17 protein-coding genes are annotated in these 17,879 nt (G+C 44.3%); 3 read left to right on the forward strand and 14 right to left on the reverse strand.

What is annotated here, in order from left to right:
* From ACEW9O_RS28380 to lgt, 6 genes are all read right to left on the reverse strand, one after another.
* Complete coding sequence (locus ACEW9O_RS28380; RefSeq protein ID WP_373553615.1) at positions 1-435, reverse strand: ester cyclase; 435 nt, start codon at positions 433-435, stop codon at positions 1-3.
* Between the two features lie 70 nt (positions 436-505).
* Positions 506-1,321, reverse strand: a complete 816-nt coding sequence (locus ACEW9O_RS28385; protein WP_373553616.1) for a DUF6597 domain-containing transcriptional factor — start codon at positions 1,319-1,321, stop codon at positions 506-508.
* 198 nt (positions 1,322-1,519) lie between these two features.
* Positions 1,520-2,209, reverse strand: a complete 690-nt coding sequence (locus ACEW9O_RS28390; RefSeq protein ID WP_373553617.1) for a hypothetical protein — start codon at positions 2,207-2,209, stop codon at positions 1,520-1,522.
* Positions 2,210-2,405: 196 nt separating this feature from the next.
* Positions 2,406-3,092 (reverse strand): response regulator transcription factor, encoded by a 687-nt coding sequence (locus tag ACEW9O_RS28395; protein WP_373553618.1) that lies wholly within the window; start codon positions 3,090-3,092, stop codon positions 2,406-2,408.
* Positions 3,067-4,386, reverse strand: a complete 1,320-nt coding sequence (locus tag ACEW9O_RS28400; protein ID WP_373553619.1) for a sensor histidine kinase — start codon at positions 4,384-4,386, stop codon at positions 3,067-3,069. Before ACEW9O_RS28400 ends, ACEW9O_RS28395 begins: the two co-directional genes overlap by 26 nt.
* Before the next feature lie 74 nt (positions 4,387-4,460).
* Positions 4,461-5,261: a prolipoprotein diacylglyceryl transferase gene (lgt, locus tag ACEW9O_RS28405; protein ID WP_373553620.1), complete on the reverse strand. Its 801-nt coding sequence runs from the start codon at positions 5,259-5,261 to the stop codon at positions 4,461-4,463.
* Between the two features lie 142 nt (positions 5,262-5,403).
* On the opposite strand from lgt, the gene ACEW9O_RS28410 reads away from it, so the two are divergent.
* From ACEW9O_RS28410 to ACEW9O_RS28420, 3 genes are all read left to right on the forward strand, one after another.
* A complete protein-coding gene (locus ACEW9O_RS28410; RefSeq protein WP_373553621.1) occupies positions 5,404-5,892 on the forward strand; it encodes an RNA polymerase sigma factor in 489 nt (162 codons plus the stop codon).
* Between the two features lie 6 nt (positions 5,893-5,898).
* On the forward strand, positions 5,899-6,519 hold the full coding sequence (locus ACEW9O_RS28415) for a hypothetical protein (protein WP_373553622.1): 621 nt from the start codon (positions 5,899-5,901) through the stop codon (positions 6,517-6,519).
* 80 nt (positions 6,520-6,599) lie between these two features.
* A complete protein-coding gene (locus ACEW9O_RS28420; protein ID WP_373553623.1) occupies positions 6,600-7,508 on the forward strand; it encodes an alpha/beta fold hydrolase in 909 nt (302 codons plus the stop codon).
* 176 nt (positions 7,509-7,684) lie between these two features.
* Here ACEW9O_RS28420 and ACEW9O_RS28425 read toward each other — a convergent pair whose 3' ends face one another.
* From ACEW9O_RS28425 to ACEW9O_RS28460, 8 genes are all read right to left on the reverse strand, one after another.
* Positions 7,685-8,359: a carbonic anhydrase family protein gene (locus tag ACEW9O_RS28425; RefSeq protein ID WP_373553624.1), complete on the reverse strand. Its 675-nt coding sequence runs from the start codon at positions 8,357-8,359 to the stop codon at positions 7,685-7,687.
* A gap of 15 nt (positions 8,360-8,374) precedes the next feature.
* Positions 8,375-9,946, reverse strand: coding sequence for a SulP family inorganic anion transporter (locus ACEW9O_RS28430; RefSeq protein ID WP_373553625.1), 1,572 nt, complete (start codon positions 9,944-9,946; stop codon positions 8,375-8,377).
* A gap of 119 nt (positions 9,947-10,065) precedes the next feature.
* Complete coding sequence (locus ACEW9O_RS28435) at positions 10,066-10,410, reverse strand: hypothetical protein (RefSeq protein WP_373553626.1); 345 nt, start codon at positions 10,408-10,410, stop codon at positions 10,066-10,068.
* Between the two features lie 162 nt (positions 10,411-10,572).
* A complete protein-coding gene (locus ACEW9O_RS28440) occupies positions 10,573-10,986 on the reverse strand; it encodes a cytochrome B (RefSeq protein WP_373553627.1) in 414 nt (137 codons plus the stop codon).
* Between the two features lie 179 nt (positions 10,987-11,165).
* The gene (gene mnmG / locus ACEW9O_RS28445; protein ID WP_373553628.1) at positions 11,166-13,031 is read right to left on the reverse strand and encodes a tRNA uridine-5-carboxymethylaminomethyl(34) synthesis enzyme MnmG; all 1,866 of its coding nucleotides are present in this window, start codon (positions 13,029-13,031) and stop codon (positions 11,166-11,168) included.
* Between the two features lie 110 nt (positions 13,032-13,141).
* Complete coding sequence (locus ACEW9O_RS28450; protein ID WP_373553629.1) at positions 13,142-15,331, reverse strand: DNA/RNA helicase domain-containing protein; 2,190 nt, start codon at positions 15,329-15,331, stop codon at positions 13,142-13,144.
* Positions 15,328-15,657 (reverse strand): nucleotide pyrophosphohydrolase, encoded by a 330-nt coding sequence (locus ACEW9O_RS28455; protein WP_373553630.1) that lies wholly within the window; start codon positions 15,655-15,657, stop codon positions 15,328-15,330. Before ACEW9O_RS28455 ends, ACEW9O_RS28450 begins: the two co-directional genes overlap by 4 nt.
* The gene (locus tag ACEW9O_RS28460; protein ID WP_373553631.1) at positions 15,654-17,621 is read right to left on the reverse strand and encodes a tetratricopeptide repeat protein; all 1,968 of its coding nucleotides are present in this window, start codon (positions 17,619-17,621) and stop codon (positions 15,654-15,656) included. The genes ACEW9O_RS28455 and ACEW9O_RS28460 overlap by 4 nt, the downstream gene beginning before the upstream one ends.
* Positions 17,622-17,879 lie beyond the last annotated feature (258 nt).

Genomic DNA, 17,879 nt, shown 5'->3' on the forward strand with positions numbered 1-17,879 from the left:
TCAGCTCAGCTGTTTTTGAAAATCGGCATGATCCCACTCAATATAAATGCGCTCGATCTTACCATTGGGATTATGCTGAAAGACAAAAATGTGTTCACTGTTGAATTCAGCACCTTTGGTTTCAATGCCTGCAAATGCTTTGGCTTGTTTTCCCCGAATTACGACCTGACAACGAACACTGCCGTCGGGTTCCAACACCGCAGAATCTACGGTATTATTGATATTGGGAAAAGAATCAAGCAATGATGTCCAGATGGTTTTTCCTAACTCGCCAATTTTCCCGCGGCCGTCTTGCCCCATGGGTTTGAACCAGACTTCACCATCTGGATCGCACAAAGCCATCATCCGGTCGATTGCTTGCTCCTCGTAGGCAAACATAAATGCAATGGCGCTGCTTTTGAGGTCTAGTTGCGCTAATTTTTCGATTGTTTCCATTTTTAGTAGGTATTGTTTGATGCAAAAATGGGGCTACCACAGCTTTCGATATTGTAAAAATGCGACAGTTTTAGCCTTGTTTCAAAAAATGGACGAGCTCGACATTGTTTTGGAGGTAATCAGTGGGCGTTCTTCCTAAAAAAGCAGTAAAGTCTTTAATAAAATGAGCTTGGTCATAATAATCACACTCATAGAGCAGATGCTGCCAGTTGACTTTGCGTTTTCCCGCCATGAGTGAACAAATATGACCTAATCGCCTAATCCTGGCGTAGTATTTCGGGCTTAAGCCCACTTTTTGAAGAAATTTGCGTTCAAACTGCCGCCGGCACATGTACAAGTCGTTCATCAATTCCTGCACATTCATTATTCCGTTGGCATCTACAATACGATTGGCGGCGTAATCAATGTTGTCAAAACGATGTTCGTTCTGCAATAATTTAAGGTTGAGGAATTCAAGCAGCAGCCAAATACGTTCTTGGTAAGTAGTTGAATCGGAAATCTTATCGCTCAGATCCGCCACCTCTTGACTTTTAAAAAGGTCCCTTAAATCGATCCGTTCATCGGCGAGTTCCGCTAGTGGAAGGTTAAAAAGAGTTCCTAAACCTGCTGGTCGAAAAACGATGCCCACCATACCAATCGTACCAATTAGAGATAGCTCATAATTTCGGGTCGACTGCCCTGTCAAAAAGGCCTTTGGTACCAGCTTTGGTTCATCAAATTTGAAGTTGCTGACATGATAAGGTTCGCCATAATTAAAGACCACAGAAGAAAAACCCGTAGGTGGCGATTCAACCCGCAAAGGCTGATCCAAGGTACATTCCCAAACAAAAAAACATTCAACATAAGGCTTTAAATGAACTGGGGGTTGAATTTTGCGGTAGCGCATGATTGGGTTAATCTTTTTAGCAGAAATTAGCACATCACCAAAAATATAAAAACTTCCGTTGATCTTCCGAAAAAAAATAAGGCAAAAATTCAGGTGATGTGAAGCAGTATAATCAAATAATCCTGCAAAACAAAATGAGCAAGCACAGTGAAATCGCTGTACTTGCTCATTTGTAGCCCCTCTAATAGAAAACGTAGGCTATGGTTTATGCGGCAAAGTTTGGAGGCCTACAAAAACAATTTTCCAAACGCCATCAATACGTTCTAATATCCGTACTTGTTGGGATTGGGCCATGGTTTTTCCTTCTTTGATCTCGTCTTGGGTATAAGTAGCCCATGCGGTACTGCTTGCGATGTGCGCCTCATAATTGCTGATGTTCTGGGCATTGGTTTCTTTTTCTATGGCTTTGCGTACCAAATCTTCTTCATATTTATTCTTCGAATAGTCCCAAAGCGCAACTACTGCGGCAATTTTCCAAGTACCGTTTTGTTTTTCCAACACACGTACCTCTTTGGAGGGTTTGTTTTCTTTGCCATACAGGAATTGGTCATAGGTGGCAAAACAGGCTTCATTGCCATAAAACTTAAAGACGAAGTTTTCTAAAACAGGGTTTACTACTCGAGGATTGCCTTTATTAAAAGTTTTCAGCAAGTCTGTTTCGAGAGAGGCCCAACCTTGATTGACATAGTACCCGGTACGATTATTTCCAGCACGAAAAGTGTAAGGGGCTTGTACCCACGACTCCAAGTATTCCTTTTCCCGCAGGGCATAAGCGTTTTTGGTTTCCTCTGATACTAGTTTTTTTATGGCTTCTTCATCCATATTTGTCTGCGCAAAACTGAGTAGCCCAAGCAGTAGGCCTGTAGCGGCTAATAGCCCTTTTTTCATGGTCTTGTTTTTTAGTATTGACCCGTCAAATTTAGGATGTCGCAGGTTTGAAACATTGTAAAAATGCGACATTTTACTAGCCCATAATCTATATTTATGCACAATTGCCTAGTTATAAATCAGTTGTGTCTGGATGATTAGAAAATTTATGGTCTCATTTTATTCTCTAAAAGCAACGAAACTGCGCTTCCAACATTCACTCCGGGCACACAAACTGAAACCCAATCCCATGCACATTCTCAATCTTGATCCCCTCATCCTTTTGCAGATACTTCCGCAAGCGCGAAATGAACACATCCAGGCTTCTGCCCAAAAAATAATCGTCTTCGCCCCAAATCTGTTCCAGGATGGCCGAACGCCGGATGACCTGGCCACGGTTGCTCATCAGGTAGCGCAATAAGTCGGCTTCGCGCTGGGTGAGGCGGCGCAGTTCCCCGTTTTGCTCCAGGGTGAGGTTGGTATAGTCAAAAAGGTATTGCCCGATGCGGATCAACTTGGGCATTTGGGGTGCCACCATGTGTCGGCGGCGCAGGAATATTTCCACTTTTAGCAGCAATTCTTCGATGCTGAAGGGTTTGGTCAGGTAATCATCGCCACCGATGCGCAATCCTTCAATGCGGTCTTCTTTGAGGGATTTGGCACTCAGGAACAAGATGGGCACTTCTGCGTCGTATTTGCGGATCTCTTTGGCGATGGTAAAACCATCTACTTCGGGCAACATCACATCCAGGATGCAAAGGTCGAAGCGTTCATTTTTGACCACATCCATGGCCTCGCGGCCATCCATGCAGCAAGTGATTTTGTACCCATTCATCTCCAGGTTGTCGCGGGTCACAAAACTCAAACTGGCGTCATCTTCAACGTACAGCAGGTGCGCTTTCATAAACGGGTGTGTTTTTGGGATGGGTTCTGGGGATTTGGATGGCCATACAGGTGCCTTCACCGGCATCACTCTGTAAGCGGATTTTCCAGCCATGTGCAACACAGATGCGTTGCACATAGTACAAGCCCAATCCAAATCCTTTGACATTGTGTACGTTCCCAGTAGGAACTCGATAAAATTTTTCGAATATTTTAGCCTGGTATTCCTTCGCGATACCAATGCCTTGGTCTTGTATTTTGAGTTGCATGGTGGCCGCGCCCAGGCTTTGCAGGGACAATTCAATCTGTGGCACCTCTTTGCTATATTTGGTGGCGTTGTCGAGCAGGCTGTGCAGTAGGTTGGTCAAATGGAAGCGGTCGGCCCAAATGGGTTCCAGGTCTTCATCTAAATTAACCGTCAGGGTGCCACCCCGCTCTTGAACGCGGATACGTGCGCTAGCACAAACCGTTTGCATCAAATCTGGTAAATCCAGCCATTCCTCGTGTAAGTCAAAATTGTCTTTTTCAAAACGAGCAATGTCCAGTACCCGCTCTACCTGTTGGTTGAGGCGGGAGTTTTGTTCTTTGATGATGCCCGCGTATTGGACCAGGCGTTGGTCTTTTTGGACTTCTTCGTGTTTCAGGAAAACGTCGGCAGCGATTTGAATGGTGGAAAGGGGGGTTTTGAATTCATGTGTCATGTTGTTGATGAAATCCTTTTGCATTTCCGAAAAACGTTTTTGCCGGAAAATCACCCACATGGAATAGGAAAAAAACAGCACCGTGATGAACAAAATCCCCGTCATGATCAGGGCAATCTGCATTTTGCCAAAAAGGAAATTGCTGCGGGTAGGAAAACGGACTCCGAAGTAGTAGGTAAACTCGTGATCGAAGGGCAAATTCTGCTGTACGACACTGGATGTTTTGCAGTCGTGGCCATACGCGCAATAGTTGCCATACACCATCTGGCGGTTGCTGCAATCAAAAACCGCATATTCAAAATCAATGCGCAATTGCTGCCGCTCCAGTTCTTTCTGTAAATAAAACTGCAAGGCCACCGGGTCTATCTCCGTCTCGGTATTGACGATGTAATAGTTGGCGCTGCGCTGTTTGATCAGGTTGCGTGCGGGGAGCGAGATGTCATTCATGGTCGCGATCGACTGCGCAACGCCATACAAGGCACGGTGTACCTGCTGGTTGAACTCCTCCTCGTTGATGTTCCAGGTATTGACCACCCAGTATGTCTGCAAAGACAAAATCCCAATGATGGCCATCACCCCCAGGAAAAATACGCGGAGAATTTGAACGTCCTTCATCTGCCAAGTTCCAGGGTTCCAGGGTTCCATCTGGCACTTCGACTACGCTCAGTGACAAGATGGAACCCTGGAACCTATTCAGTTTTTACCGGCCTCAGCACAAAGTACACCCCGATCAATATGAACGGAATACTGAGCAATTGGCCAGTAGACAATACATTATTAAATGCGGTTTCAAAGCCGCCCTGGCTGCTTTTGAAAAACTCCATGACGAAGCGGATGCCCCAAATAAAAATCATGAACAAGCCGAACATGTAGCCCGGTTTGTGGCGTTTTTCAGTGCGCCAGTACGTATAATACAGAACAACAAAACTGATCAAATAGCTCAATGACTCATACAGTTGTACCGGGTGCCGGGGCAAACCGTTGGGTCCATCTACCCGCTCGAAGACAAACCCCCAGCTCACGGTAGTCGGGTTACCCAGAATTTCAGAGTTCATCAAATTGCCCAAGCGGATGAAACAACCCGCCAGCGCAGTAGGCACCACCACTTTGTCCAAAATCCACAAGACTGATTTTTTGGACACCCGGATAGAAAAAATCCAAAGCGCCAAAATCACGCCAATGGCTCCACCATGACTAGCCAGACCGCCTTTCCACACCTGTGGAATTTCGTTTAGGTGCTGGCTGTAATAAGGCCAGTCGTAAAAAAAGACATGCCCCAAACGTGCACCAACTACTGCCCCTAAGACAATATACACAAAGGCTTTGTCCAGCCATTCTTCCGGAGCTTTTTCCGCTAAAAACATCTTGCGGACAATGAATAAGCCGACCAAAAAGCCGGAGGCAAAAAGCAATCCATACCAACGCAGGGTAATGGGGCCAATCGAAACAATTTCTGGAGAAGCATTCCAGTGAATGTAATTCAAGAGCATAGGTTCTGGCATTTAACGCTCAATGATACTGCAAATCGCGCAAAAATTTGGCAGTTGTCGTAATTTTTTACTTTCATTGACAACTCATTAACTTGTCTTCGTTTAGCTTAAAATATTTCAACGCAGCGTTAATTTTTTTTGTGTGGAAAAAGAGTTTGTCCAATTGGTGCAACAAAACGCGGGGATCATCCATAAGGTCATTCACTTGTATGTGGATCACCCTGAGGACCGGCGCGACCTGTATCAGGAAGTCCTCCTGCAGGCCTGGAAGTCCTATGCTGGCTTCAAGGGGGAGGCCGCTTTTTCCACCTGGTTGTACCGCATCAGCCTCAATACCGTGCTTACTTTTCGCCGTCGGCAGCGTATGCCAACCAGTGAATTGTCCAGCCAATTTGAGCTGGCTTCAGAACCTACCCGGCACAACCCCGAAGACAGCGAGCTTTTGTTGCTGGCCATCAAACAATTGAACGAAATAGACCGCGTAATCATTACACTACACCTGGATGGCTATGACAACGAGGAAATTGCCGAGGTAACCGGGCTGAACAAAAACAATACAACCGTGCGTTTGCACCGCGCCAAACAAAGTGTGGTGCAACGTTTAAAAAACTGGACTAGCTCCAAAATATAGTGTACTATGGATTTGCAGCAGGAATGGAACAAATTGCAGGAAACCAATCTGGCCGCGCCTCCGCTTTCAGAAGCTGACATCAGGGAGGCCTTGCGGCATGGCTCGCGTGCACCTTTGGCTGGCGTAAAGCGAGTGATCCGATTCAGGCTTTACGCGGTCGTGGCGTATCTGTTGCTGGCACTGGGGTTCATGTGGTACAATTGGACTTACCCCGAAAAACTACCCATTGCCCTCACCATCTTGCTGTACTACAGCCTGGCCCTGGTGTTTAGTGGCTGGCAACTTTGGCAACTGCAACAAAAAGTGCTGGGCATGGACGGCAATTTGTTGCACACTTTGCAAGCTTATCATCAAGTTGTCAAAAACAGCATCCGCATCGATGCCATTCTCGGCTGGTTCATTTATCCGATGTCTTTCGCGCTGGGCTTTTTTTATGCGCTGATCCGCCCGGATCGTGGGATCGTGGATATCTTACAAAACCAAAAATTCATGCTTCCTCTGCTGCTGGGAATGTTGGTCGTGACACCCCTGTTTTGGTGGTTTACCAAATTGGTGAATCGCAAAATGTTTGGGGATTTACTCGAACAATTGCAGGAAAACATCCGGGCTTTGTCAGAAAAAGATTGAGTTGGTCACGAATTGAGGTCTTAGTCGCTCCGCGTAATGAAGATTCTCCTACCTTTGCCTGCCCAAAATCCTCACTTGTTATGGAAATTAATAAACGCTCTTTTTTTAAAGATCCCGAAAAAGACCTGCAGTGGTTCAACCAATGGGTGGCCGAACTGGAAAAAAGCAACAATCGGCAATATCAACGCCTTGAACTCAGCACCTCCCTTGGCAAAACGCAGGTTTGGGGACTCAATCTGGAAAAACCCGATTTGGAAACATTGGTCATTTTTCCTGGCGCACGTACCACGGCACTGTTTTGGGATTTTGACCAGGGCTTGGACCACCTCGGCCAGGCCATGCGCATTTACCTGGTCGAAACCAATGGTTTACCTAACCTCAGTGATGGCAATACTCCTGATATCAAAGGATTAGATTATGGCAAATGGGCGGCAGAGGTACTCAATGCGCTAAACATTGAACGCAGTTATGTAGCTGGGGCTTCTTTTGGCGGTTTGATTTGTATGAAATTGGGCATTGTAGCGCCAGAAAAAATCAAGGCCGCTTTTCTACTCAATCCTGGGTGTTTGCAAGCTTTCTCCCTCAGTTTTAAAAACCTTTATTTCAATTTGCTACCCATTCTTTCGCCAAGCCGAAAAAATGTAAGCAAATTTTTAGATAAAGCAGTGTTTTGCAAACCTACTCACCAACTCTCGCCAAGTTCCGAAAAATACATTATCGACTACGAGCTTTTTGCCTTGACTCGTTATCAGGACAATACCCAGAAGCCATATTACATGGACGAGCAATTGGAACAAGTGAAGGTGGCTACTTACCTGCTCGAAGGAGATCGGGATTTGCTATTCCCCTTTGAAAAGTCCATCAGCAATGCACAGGCAAAACTGAGCGAGCTAAAGGAGGTCAAAGTTTTTCCCAATGTTGGGCATGGGATTGAGACCTACTCAGCAGCCATAAAATACATTGGTGAGACCATCAAACTCCTTACATAAGCGCCCACTTTTACGTAAGGGCTACTGCGTTTAAAAAGAATAAGGGCTTAGACCAAGTATATGTAAGCAAAGGGCTATAAGTGAAGGAAATGAAGTCCGGCAGTCGACCAGAAGTCGAACTGCCGGGTTATTTATTTGAAATAACATAAAACAGCCTTACCATAAATGAGCGTACTTTAAGCCATCTGAACCAACACGTCGGTTTTACAAGACACCAGTGTATCTTCTAAAAACTCTACTTGCCCCGTATCCAAATCATGCTTGGCCCCAATAATCGCAATGTCTCCCGCCTCGATCATTTGCTCCAAAATATAGCTGCGGTTGACGATGGCTTTCACCGAACGGCGAATGTTGATGGTGGCTACATTTTCTACAAACTCCGGGTTTTTGGAGTTTCGTTTACCCTTATCCGTGGTGAGGTCCTCCTCGTAAACGGCGGGCTGAATCTTGGACAACAGCTCAGTCAAGTTACCCATTTCTACATGGTCACAAGCACCTTTAATGGCCCCACATTTGCTATGACCCAATACAACGATCAATTTTGAACCCGCCACTTTACAGGCGAATTCCAAACTACCGATGATGTCAGTATTGACCACATTGCCCGCAATGCGAATCGAAAAAACATCACCCAAACCCTGGTCAAAAATCAGCTCTGCCGAAGTGCGACTGTCAATACAGCTCAGGATCACCGCAAAAGGCCATTGTCCATCGCGGGTTTCATTGGCCTGCTGGAGTAGGTCGCGGTTGGCTTTTAGATTGTTAACAAAACGTTCATTGCCCTCCTTTAAAAACTCAATGGCTTTGGTAGGAGTGATCGAAGATTGTGTTACGGAAGTATGTGCTTTCATGTGTCTTTTCATTTTTTAGTGTGACGAAACGTAGTTGGAAAACGCCATGGTGTATTCGTCCTTGAACCCAACCAAGGATACTTGAATGTTTTTGTCCTGGGAACCGATGGTTAAAAAGTCCTTGATGAGTTGCACCACATCATGGTCGATGTAAAAAGTATCGGTAGCATCAATCACTACTTTGCTGCCTTCTGGCAAGTGATTCAAGGTTTGTTTAATCGCCGCTTTGTTCAAAAAGGAAACCTCCTGGGCCAGTTTGATGGTAATGACTTCGCCTTGGTGGTACTCTTCCTTTTTGAAGAAGTAAGCAAGCTTCAGGTTAGCCCTCAAAATGAAGAACACACTAACCACCAAACCAATGGCTACCCCTTCCAACAAATCGGTGAAAACCACCGCCACCACCGTGATGATGAAAGGGATAAATTGGTACTTGCCGCTTTTCCACATGTGTTTGAACACAGCGGGGCTGGCCAACTTGTAACCAATCATCAACAATACCGCTGCCAAACATGCCAAGGGAATTTTGTTGAGGATGGCCGGAATACTGACAACCGCAAGCAAGAGCAAGATACCATGGGCAATGGCTGCCGTCTTGGTGCGTCCACCAGAATTGATGTTGGCAGAGGTACGTACAATCACCGAGGTCATGGGCAGACCACCCAAGAGACCGCTTAAAATATTGCCAGTGCCCTGGGCCAGTAGCTCCACATTGGTATCCGTGTAGCGCTTCAAAGGATCCAACTTATCGGATGCCTCGATACACAACAGGGTTTCAATGCTTGCCACCACCGCAATGGTCAGCGCTACCACCCACACATCGGGCCGGGTAATCTCTGCAAAGTTGGGCAAGGAGAACTGTCCGACAAAATCGTTCAAAGATTTGGGCACTGGTAAACTGACCAAATGGTCTTGGCTGATGGCTAGGCTAGAGCCAGATGCTTTAAAAAATTCATTGATCAATACCCCTGCCACCACTACGACGAGCGCTCCCGGTACCACCTTTAATTTCTTCAGAAAATCGATCTTAGTGAAAGCAATCAAAATGGCTAAGGATATAAGCGTAATGGTGATTGCTCCCAGGTGAGAGTAGTTGACTGCGTCAATCAAGGCTGAGAAGGTATTGTGCCCCGTATTTTTTTCAATAAAAAAGAAATCTCCTTCATTGTCTACATCATATCCAATGGCATGAGGCAGCTGTTTGAGGATAATGATGACACCAATGGCCGTTAACATTCCTTCAATGACATTGGATGGAAAGTAATTTGAAATGGTACCCGCCTTAACCAGCCCCAATACAATTTGAATGGCACCTGCCAAAACTACAGCCACCAGGAAGGTTTGATAGGAGCCCAATGTCCCAATTGCAGCCAATACAATCGCAGTAAGTCCTGCCGCTGGGCCAGAAACACTCAATTGGGATTTGCTGAGGATCCCCACAACAATACCACCAATGACCCCAGCAATAATGCCCGCAAAAAGTGGAGCGCCACTAGCCAGTGCAATGCCCAAACACAAGGGTAGGGCCACTAAAAACACAACTGCTCCGGACAGGATATCCGTCTTAAAATACGTGGATCTGTTACTCATGTTACAAGTAAGATTTGACGTGCAAGGCACATTTGAACCCCCCTAGTGGTTACAATACCACCCAAATAGGAATTTTAGATGAAAACAATAGACTTTATGAATGGAAATTGAGGCGTGAATTAGGCCTCGGGAGGTAGCTCGAGAAGTGAGGTGTAAAGCTCGGACTCAGGCAATTCGTTTAAAGGAAATATTGATCTATTGAACTGTTCCAGCCGATAAGCAGCATTTTTAATCAACAAGTATGCCGACAAGGTGATTGATTTTTTCTCTAATTCTTGCTCCTTCTCGCCCTCTTTCTCCGTTTCTTTTTCGCTTTCTTTTTCACTCTTATTCTCGTCGTCAGCGTCATCGGCACCTGCTTCGACCAACTCATACAGATCCTCAACCTGCAATTGCTCCACCAATGGCAGCGCTGCATTCAGGATCATGATGATCAAGAAGAAGATGGAGACGAAATGCTTCATCAAGCTTTGTTTGCTGTTTATGTTCGCTAAGATAACTTTTATTTCTGAAACAGGTTTATTCAAAAAAAGTTGTCTCCTGTGCAAAAAAACAAACCAGGGCATTGGGGGGTATTTAGCCTCAAATGCCCTGGCTTTAAATTCATTAAGCCTTATCCAGAGGGCTTAGAACCAAGCACTTCCATAGCCCATAAATGGCCAGGGAATGCCCGCTAAAATAGCCAGCAGACCTATCAAATAAAACCAAAAGGTAGTTTTGAATTTACCAGCATCATCAGCCTTACGCTTGGCACGGCTGTAACCAACCGTGATCAGCGCAATGGCAATAATCATCAGTGCCAAATGTTCCATTCTGAAAAAACGGAAAGTCTGTACCTTAGGACTAATGAAGTAAAGTGCTATCCCAATTACCAATTGGACGTGGCTAAAAATCAGGGCAAACAAACCCAAACGTTTGTCTTTATCGGTATAGCTGGCTTTGCCTCCCATCTTGGTTCCGGCATTAAAAATGGCGGCCAACAGCAACAATAAAACCACCCAGCGCAAACCAGAATGGGAGTGTACAAGCATTGGATACATAACGGTATTTTTATTTAATGAAAAATCTCTCCTGTACGGGCAACCCTATGTGGTTGCCCTATGTGGTTGCCCTATGTGGTTGCCCTATGTGGTTGCCCTATGTGGTTGCCCTATGTGGTTGCCCTACATTCCTCGCGGGTGCCTCCGGCACTTTTATGGGCAACCACATAGGGTTGCCCCTACCGCCCCATGTGCACCAACAACACGGAAATATCCGACGGTGTGATCCCGCTGATCCGGCTGGCTTGCCCGATCGTGCGCGGGCGCATGCGCGTCAATTTTTCCCGGGCTTCTTTGGACAAGGAAGACAGGGTGTGGTAATCCAAAGTCTCCCACAGTTTCACTTCCTCCAGGCGGTTCATTTTGTCCACCAGCTCTTGTTCCTTGCGGATGTAGCCTTCGTATTTCATGTTGATTTCGGCCAGTTCGATGTTTCCTTGGTCGTGGCCTTGTAGGAATTGATCCAGGTCGGGCACAACGCTGCGCATTTCGTCCAAATTGATGTTGGGCCGCAGTAGAATGGTCGCCAACTTCACCTTTTGGCGGGTCGCTGAACTTTCCTTCGACTCCAAATATTGGTTGATTTGCTCTGGCGCAATGCTGTATTCTTCCAGGAAGCGCTCGATGGCCTGAGCAGAGGCTGCTTTGGTACGTACCTTTTCCATCCGCTCTTCCGAGCCGATTACCCCCAGTTTGTGGGCCAATGGCGTCAGACGCAAATCGGCGTTGTCCTGGCGCAGCAAAATGCGGTATTCTGCCCGTGAGGTAAACATGCGGTAAGGCTCCTGGGTGCCTTTGTTCACCAGGTCGTCGATGAGTACGCCGATGTAACCTTCCGACCGTTTGATGATCAGCGGCTCCTCTTCCTGGATGGCCAAATGGGCGTTGAATCCCGCCATCATGCCCTGACAGGCGGCTTCTTCGTATCCCGTAGTACCGTTGATTTGGCCCGCAAAAAACAGGTTTTTCACCAACTTGGTCTCCAGCGTCAATTCCAATTGAGTAGGTGGAAAATAATCGTATTCAATGGCGTAACCAGGCCGAAACATTTTGACGTTTTCAAATCCCGGAATCAGGCGCAGTGCCTTGTATTGGACATCTTCCGGCAAGGAAGACGAAAAGCCGTTGACATAAATTTCGCAGGTGTCCCAACCTTCGGGTTCCACAAACAACTGGTGCCGATCTTTATCCGCAAAGCGGTTGATTTTGTCTTCAATCGAAGGGCAATAACGTGGCCCCAAGCCTTGAATGCGCCCGTTGAACATCGGCGAACGGTCAAAACCCGTTTTTAACATCTCGTGTACCTCCGGACTGGTGTAGGTCACGTGGCAAGGGAGTTGTTTGGTGATCGGCGGGGTGTCGGTGTAGGAAAACTTACCGGGTTGTTCGTCGCCGGGTTGCATTTCCATCACGTCGTAGTTGAGCGTACGGCCATCTACGCGGGGCGGAGTGCCGGTTTTCATACGTCCGGCTTCAAAACCCAGCTCGACCAATTGCTCGGTGATGCCTTTGGCGGCGCTTTCGCCCGCACGGCCACCGCCGAGTTGTTTTTCACCAATGTGGATGATGCCATTGAGGAAGGTGCCATTGGTGAGTACCACGGCTTTGGCGGGTATTTCGAGGCCCATGCTGGTTACCACGCCGCGTACAATGCCGCCGCGAATGACCAGCCCTTTGACCATGTCTTGCCAAAAATCTACATTGGGATGCGCTTCCAGCATATTCCGCCACTTGCGCGCAAACAACATGCGATCGCTTTGTGCCCGCGGGCTCCACATGGCGGGGCCTTTGGAGCGATTGAGCATGCGAAACTGCACCATGGTATGATCGGTCACAATCCCGGAATAGCCCCCCAACGCGTCGATTTCCCGCACAATCTGCCCCTTAGCAACCCCGCCCATGGCTGGATTGCACGACATTTGGGCGATGGTTTGCATGTTCATCGTCACGAGGCACACTTTGGAGCCCAAATTTGCTGCGGCCACCGCGGCTTCACAACCGGCATGGCCCGCCCCCACTACTATCACATCGTATTCGGGAAACATCAATCGCTATTTTTCAAAGCCTGCTGGCTTTTGGGTGCAAAGTTAATAAAAGGTATCGTTTCAATGCTATTGAACCGTAAAATGGGGGAAAACGTTCGGTGGGCATATCGTTACAACACAGATTCAAATACACCGATCACTTTCAGCAGACTCAATTCATCATCCTCACTAAAAGTAATCTCTTTATAGTTTTCGTCATAAGATAAAGGCTTGAGAACAATGTTTTTATGCTTCCAGGCGTCTCTATCAGTTGTTTTTATACTCTGGTACTCTTTCACTGTGTAGCAAGATCCCGTATCGGCATCGAGTACATCTGTCAATTCTACCAGAACAATTTTACCATTGCGCGAACCTCCAGAATATTTCCGGAAAAGGCATATCGAACCATTGGGAATGACCTTATTCATCGATTCTCCAACGACCGTGCACGCAAATAAATCTGTTGAAGGTTTATACCTCGAGGGTAACTCAATCCAAGTATAATCACTTACTTCCTGAACTTCACTAAAGGCCCCGGCTGCTGCTTTCAAATTGAAGAGAGGGACTGCATTTTGGAAAGGAATCACTAAATCGATAGGGAGTATTTTTGGCTCATTTTGAATTTTAAATTTTGCAATAAACTGAGCCAAATATTCCTTTAAATGCTGATCACAGACGTAAACATAGGTACCTTTTATTCCCCTTAACATAATTGTTTTGTAAATATTGATCACATATTCTTTGAGTTGAAGAGGGTCTTTAATTGATTGTTTCCCGTTTTTGTCAAAGTAATTCTTCTCGATAATGACGATTTCATTTTTTGCCTTGTCATAAGATATTTCGTTGCCAAAAATGATTCCAGCGTAGTTCAAATCATAACCTTGGGTTGTATGAATGCATCCGACCTCGTTAACCGCATTTGGAGAATTGATCCAGTCATCAGCCACATTGTTCCACTTCAATTCGGTACTTCCTATTTTGATGTCGAATAAAGAGTGATCTTTTTTTGAAATCCATTCCCATGAATAACCTGCGATCATTCTGGATAGTCCATTTTCTTCGTCCCTCTGCTTGATTTCGCCAACCATCTCTTCAATGGAGTCAAAGAGGAGAAACTCATATTCCTTTGAGTTAAAAAGCGGTCTATCTTCTACTTTTTTGCATCGAAGTAAGTCATCAACATACTGAATGTAGTCATTTCCTCCCTTTACTCTAAATTGAGACCTCAGACGTTCAATCTTTGTTTTTTTATCCGCTTTTAGCTTGTCAAATGACTCCTTTGTTGTGTCTGATGGCTTAATCGACTGGTTCTCATCGTAAAACAACACGAGTTTTTTCGATTGTTGTACCATCCAATCCAGTTCACTACAATGGTTGTTATCCAAACCTAATTTTTTACATGCTGCATCAAACGCCCCAAAATATGTTCCTAAGTTTACCCTTCTTCTCAATCGATGAGACTCATCTACGATAATTATATCATAGGGCTCATTGGCAATCTCCGAAGGACCAACCACCATTTTTGCGTTCAAATCTTTTACATTTCGGAATACTTTCTTCAAGGTATTTCGGAATGATGACATTGGAACCACCAAGGCCATTTTAGGATTTGGAAATGCTGTTTTTAGTGCTTTGGCGAGCTCAATAAAATCATTTTCCTCCTCTCCAAACTCTTTAAAACTAAAATCTTGAAGATTGGAATTCAATAGTTTGAATAAAAAAATAGCCAAAATTGTTTTGCCTGTACCCGCTCCACCTTCAATGATAAAATTCCGATAATCGTTATTGAGCAGGTTTTGCATGATGACCTTCAGTCCATTCTTCTGTTCACTAGATAAAGTCTTGTAGGGGGAGTATTTAAACAAGTCAGAGTTGTCAATGTAATCAATGGAGTGTTTTGCTACACCCTTGGCACGAAGTCCATTCCAGATTGATTTAAAAAGCTCCCAGTAAATTTCCCTTTTCTGGTAATAGTTATGATTGGCTAGTCCAAGATTACCGTTAAGCAGCTTAAACAGGCCATCTCCTGATATGTATTTGATAAGGTTTGACTCTATATCTAAAGTTGCTGATTTATTGAATTTATCGCTAGAGATAAGGTGTACTGAGGTAAGCGTGCTCTTGGTATCATTTTTTAAATGGTTACTCATTCTGGCGTAAGTATCAGTCGTTTCCCCAACGTAAGCTTGTCTTATTTCTGAGTTGCTTAAAATGTAAACAATAGGCCAATTATCCTTTGCGTAGTGAAGATCTCTGAACTTATCAAATAAATTAAAATTGAACTCATAATTTCTGATTTCAAATAAGTCTCTTTCCTTCATAATTCATCGTATTTTTTTGCACTTCCTTTTGCCTTTTCGACGGGGTATTTTTCGGCATTTTTAGCTATTTTATCAAAAATGATTTGTTTGACATCCAAGCCATATTGATGGGCCAACAAGAGAGCAAATGAAAAAACATCTGCCAGTTCTTCTTTGACCTTTTCTTGATCAGCATCATCCGCATTTTTCCACAAATAGAGCTCCAGTAATTCTCCAGCTTCAATATTTATTGCCAGAGCCAAATCTTTGGGGTTGTGGAATTGTTCCCAGTCTCTATCATTTCTAAATTCAATTAGCTGATCGATAATTTCTTGAAGGTCGGTCATGGCTTATTGGGTTTAAAAATGGTCAACGCTACTTGATATTCACCGTCGTAGGGCAACTGTAATTGGATAAGCATATCCGGGATAGCAAGAGCCCAACTTACATAGTAATAAGCCAAAATGTGGTAGCCCGAAAATACCTTATCTGGTATGAGGGCAATGCGGTAATCATTTCCATCCGTACTAAAACCTTGGGCGCCTTTCATCGCAATTTCAAAAGCAATTTCTTTGACTTGTTTTTGAGGCATTTTTTCAAAGAATTGCAATGCTTCCACCATAAACATCACGACTGCCATATTAGTCCCCATCGCTTGCTGCGACTGCTCAAATCTTTTTATTTCCTGATCTTTGGTATCATTATTCAACAAGGTCGCTTCTGTGGCTACAGAATTATCAATGCTGGTTCTTTTATTTCGGTATTCCGATTCGTTCACCAACTCAAAATATTTGTCGAGTTTTAAATCTTCTGCCCAATGCAAAATCAATTCATACTCTTCCGCAGGTTCTTTGTCATCCTTGTATTGTAGGTATTCTTCATAAAACTGATTGGCTTGCTTTAGTTCGGAGGGACTTGTTTGGAAATCTTTAATAAAATCTAAACCGAACAAATCCCTGAATTGAAGCGCATTCACTACGTTGTAAACTTTGCTTTTTGAAAGAATATCCTTGGGGGACAGCTCAACTATTCTCTTGTCAGTTACAGCTTTTAAACTCTCTTGCAAAAGATTGTAGAGTGAAATAAATTGATAAGGTCTTAACTTAGGATATTGTTTGTAAAGGAAATTCTCGATGAATAAATCGACTGGTGCATTGAATGCTTGACGATTCATCCCTTCAAATAGGCTAGAACAATAATCTGCGATCATTTGATCGGCAACACCCATCTTACTCAATTTCTTAATCGTTTGCTCCAATCCTTTGATAAAAAGTGTCTTATGCTCTTTTTTTGAAATAAACAGCTGATTTAGCTCTTCTTTTCTAGCCTCAATAACCAAGTCCAAATGAACAAGTTCATGCATGATCAGGTGCTCAACAGCAGGGTAGTTCGATTTGTATCTTAATGTGTGATTAGGTCGATCATAATTTTCAGCAAATTCAAATTTTGCAGCGGTAGGAATGGCATCATCGCGATGAATTTCTATTTTTCTCTTGCCTTCACGCTCAAGTTTATGAAAGTAATCTTGATAGATTGCCCTACCCGCATCGGTTTCAACTATCTTTTTGGCAAAATCAAATGCCTGTTTAACTGAATTTTGATAAAGACCATCTTTCTTTTTGTTTACTTTAATTGCCTGCACCGTGCTCAAAAAAGCAGTAAATAAATCATCCTCCATTTCAGCAATGATGCCTAATGCAAAATGAGTATTGGGGTATTGGTCATCTATTTTTACTGCCTTTAAGAAATACTTTTTGGCTTCTTCCAGTTTACCTTGTTGCAGCAAATTAGCTCCAATATTATTGACCGTGATGTTATCATTTGGATTGACAATAAGGGCTTGATCATAGTACCTCATTGCAGTTGGGAGGTCATTCTTGAATTTTGCGAAGATGTTTCCCATCATCAGCAAAGCCCAACTGTTCTTAGGATCCCAGCGAAGCGCATCAATCAAGGAATCAATTGCTTGTTCTTGATGCCCCTGATCTGAAAAAATTTGCCCGCGAATTCGATGGTACTCCGAATTAGTAGGGTTCTTTTCGATTAGCTTTTCCAAAATTATTTTCGCCTCTGCATAGTTTCCTTTTTCGCACAGGGCGATTGTCTTGCGGTAATCGGCTTCTTGGTTCAGTATTGTTGGAGTATCTATCTCTATGTTTACCCAGCCATCTTTAATCTCAACTTTGGGTTTGAAAGGGCCATAAGAATAATATTCTTCTAATTTATTGATAATCAATGAATTACCCCCCCCTATTATTAAATCCGGAAAGATCGTAAACAGAAAATCATCTAACTTATGGAAAATGTTCATCAGGTTGCTTCATCTAGATAGAAACAAATATAGCTGGATTTCTGTTTCGGCACTAGCTTTCACTGGAACAAATCTTTTGCGTGGACCTTTAAGAGCAATCATCGACAATTCATTTTGTCAACAAAAATAACCTGCTTCAACAGCAATATCAACTTTTGTTTTCCCCACATTATGCCATACCACACTCGGGATGACCATGCGATTTTTGTCTATTTCTTTTTTCGCCCTGCTGCGTTGCAAATGCTCGCCGTAGCTTTG

Source organism: Haliscomenobacter sp., assembly GCF_041740695.1.
Lineage (GTDB): Bacteria > Bacteroidota > Bacteroidia > Chitinophagales > Saprospiraceae > Haliscomenobacter.

Excerpts from the sequence above, each read along its gene's own strand:
- ACEW9O_RS28385 (WP_373553616.1), bottom strand. The coding sequence starts at position 1,321 with ATGCGCTACCGCAAAATTCAACCCCCAGTTCATTTAAAGCCTTATGTT.
- ACEW9O_RS28420 (WP_373553623.1), top strand. The coding sequence starts at position 6,600 with ATGGAAATTAATAAACGCTCTTTTTTTAAAGATCCCGAAAAAGACCTG.
- ACEW9O_RS28460 (WP_373553631.1), bottom strand. The coding sequence starts at position 17,621 with ATGAACATTTTCCATAAGTTAGATGATTTTCTGTTTACGATCTTTCCG.
- ACEW9O_RS28440 (WP_373553627.1), bottom strand. The coding sequence starts at position 10,986 with ATGTATCCAATGCTTGTACACTCCCATTCTGGTTTGCGCTGGGTGGTT.
- ACEW9O_RS28455 (WP_373553630.1), bottom strand. The coding sequence starts at position 15,657 with ATGACCGACCTTCAAGAAATTATCGATCAGCTAATTGAATTTAGAAAT.
- mnmG (WP_373553628.1), bottom strand. The coding sequence starts at position 13,031 with ATGTTTCCCGAATACGATGTGATAGTAGTGGGGGCGGGCCATGCCGGT.
- ACEW9O_RS28415 (WP_373553622.1), top strand. The coding sequence starts at position 5,899 with ATGGATTTGCAGCAGGAATGGAACAAATTGCAGGAAACCAATCTGGCC.
- ACEW9O_RS28380 (WP_373553615.1), bottom strand. The coding sequence starts at position 435 with ATGGAAACAATCGAAAAATTAGCGCAACTAGACCTCAAAAGCAGCGCC.
- ACEW9O_RS28430 (WP_373553625.1), bottom strand. The coding sequence starts at position 9,946 with ATGAGTAACAGATCCACGTATTTTAAGACGGATATCCTGTCCGGAGCA.
- ACEW9O_RS28390 (WP_373553617.1), bottom strand. The coding sequence starts at position 2,209 with ATGAAAAAAGGGCTATTAGCCGCTACAGGCCTACTGCTTGGGCTACTC.
- ACEW9O_RS28395 (WP_373553618.1), bottom strand. The coding sequence starts at position 3,092 with ATGAAAGCGCACCTGCTGTACGTTGAAGATGACGCCAGTTTGAGTTTT.
- ACEW9O_RS28425 (WP_373553624.1), bottom strand. The coding sequence starts at position 8,359 with ATGAAAGCACATACTTCCGTAACACAATCTTCGATCACTCCTACCAAA.
- ACEW9O_RS28435 (WP_373553626.1), bottom strand. The coding sequence starts at position 10,410 with ATGAAGCATTTCGTCTCCATCTTCTTCTTGATCATCATGATCCTGAAT.
- ACEW9O_RS28450 (WP_373553629.1), bottom strand. The coding sequence starts at position 15,331 with ATGAAGGAAAGAGACTTATTTGAAATCAGAAATTATGAGTTCAATTTT.
- ACEW9O_RS28400 (WP_373553619.1), bottom strand. The coding sequence starts at position 4,386 with ATGAAGGACGTTCAAATTCTCCGCGTATTTTTCCTGGGGGTGATGGCC.
- lgt (WP_373553620.1), bottom strand. The coding sequence starts at position 5,261 with ATGCTCTTGAATTACATTCACTGGAATGCTTCTCCAGAAATTGTTTCG.